We start from the raw sequence: 1,907 nt of genomic DNA on the forward strand, positions 1-1,907 counted from the left end.
CCCACCCGAACCACCCCATACGGGACAGCCTCTAGGCGGAGTCACCCACAACCCGGCACGACGCCCCCGAGGTACTCCGCGACGAGCGGGTTTTTCATCGGCAAGTTCGTCGCTTGCCCGCAGTGACAGGTCGCTCGTGTCACTCTGCCCCGGTCACCGTCGGCGGCACCGACACTCAGCAGACCGAGCGGATGCCCGAGAGGGCATCCGCCGGTACGGCGCTCGGTCGCCTGGGCTGTTTTCGACCGTCGGCACAGCCAGACTCGCTAGGACGCGCCGGTGCCGGCGGGACGACCCCATGCACGGCAAAGTGAAGCAGGCCAGAGGATGCCCCTCTGGCCTGCTTCCATGTGTCGGGCTGACAGGATTTGAACCTGCGACCCCTTGGGGGGATCGGGGCCATTCTGGGTCAGCCTGACGAAAGCCGATCTGGGCCGAGCAGGCCGGCTGACCTGCGCGGATACTGAGGTAGAGCGGACGAGCGGGGCCGAGCAAGAACGACTGGAGCCGGGAGTATTCCCTACCTGGTCCCGCGGAGTGACCCTCTGTCGGCGCTCTCCCCGTGGCTTGGCCCGGCCTTCGAGCGCATCATGATCGTACGCCTCTACGAACTCGACGACTTCCGCGCAAGGTCGGCACTCTTCGTCAGCGTCTCGATCAACTCGTTCAGCTGCTGGTTGTCCATGCCGTTGTGCTTCGACGCATCGCGTGCCGCGAACCGTGATTGGATGTTCCGGACGAAGAGCATTTCGCCTACGCTGCTTCGCGCCCCGGTGCGAACCTCGCCGTCAGCACTTGCGTAGTACGGCTCAAGCGCCTGAAGAACCGCGGCGACTTCCTCGGCAGAGTCGGCCTCGTCCAGATGCCGACGGGACTCTCGTGACAGGTAGAACCCGAGCGCCGTGATCGCGCCCACGACGAAAACCCGCAGGAGGCTCCCGCCGAGGTCCAACCCGTGGTCGCGCTGAATCGCTTCGAGAACCAGTGCCCCTCCGACAACTCCTGCACTGATGAATGCGCCAATGGCGCCGCCCCGCATTCGGTAGCCGAGCCGACGTTCCCGCGTCGCGCGGTCGGCCCAGTCCCGGGCTGTGAATCGGCCCGCCGCGTACTCGACCAGGCGCTCCGCAGCCTGTGCCGAGTACGCGAGGAGGCCCAGCTTCTCGTCGATGTGTCGGTCAATCTCGTCGTCCTTGCGGTCCCGCTCGACCTCCCACTCCGCGAGCTTCGACGCCCATTCGGCCTGCAGGTTGGTCTGCGCGTCCTGAGCAGTCTGCGAGATCCGCGACCGAGAGTCCTTGTTCGCTTGTTCGCTTGCCTCGATCGACTTGCGCAATGACTCCAACTGCTTGCGCTCGGCGGCGATCTCTGACTTGAGCTGCTGTGCCTCCTGGGTGAGATCTGCCAGCTCGGCCCGACGTGCGGCAGCGGCGGCGTCCAGCGCCTCGATGTAGGAGTCCTTCATCCCCTTGGGCAGCGGACCGGGCAGCGCGCGGATTGCCGTGGTCAACTCGGCGTACGGATTGCTGCGGTAGTAGCCGTGCTCGAAGTTGTGATCGTCCGACGGGATCTGTCGGTTCAGCGAATCTTGCAGCTTGTCCAGGGCTCCGAGATTCAGGAGTGCACGCGAGACGTTCGCCTTCGACCGCTGTGCGTAGCGCAGCACTTCAAGAACTCTGCCCCTCGCCGCCTCAGCACTCGGGGACTGAAACTTCATCGACGCGACTTCCGCCGTCCTCGACTCGAGCATCGCCCACACCCGATGCTCGCGGTACTCCTCCGCCGCCGTCACGGTCACGCTCGCTCCCTTCGCTGCGCCGCACAACCGCGGCGAGGCCAGTTGTATCGCGACACACTGACATGGACGGGGGTGTCCCGCGTCAAGCTGCTGGCAGGTTTTGGGTCTC

General features: G+C 65.6%; 1 protein-coding gene. It reads right to left on the minus strand.

The window, feature by feature from the left end; translation table 11 throughout:
* Nucleotides 1-604: 604 nt before the first annotated feature.
* On the minus strand, nt 605-1,798 hold the full coding sequence (locus GJV82_RS19080) for a hypothetical protein (RefSeq protein ID WP_155100312.1): 1,194 nt from the start codon (nt 1,796-1,798) through the stop codon (nt 605-607).
* Nucleotides 1,799-1,907: the final 109 nt, after the last annotated feature.

It is taken from the genome of Cellulosimicrobium composti (genome assembly GCF_009711085.1).
In the GTDB taxonomy this organism is placed as follows: domain Bacteria; phylum Actinomycetota; class Actinomycetes; order Actinomycetales; family Cellulomonadaceae; genus Cellulosimicrobium; species Cellulosimicrobium composti.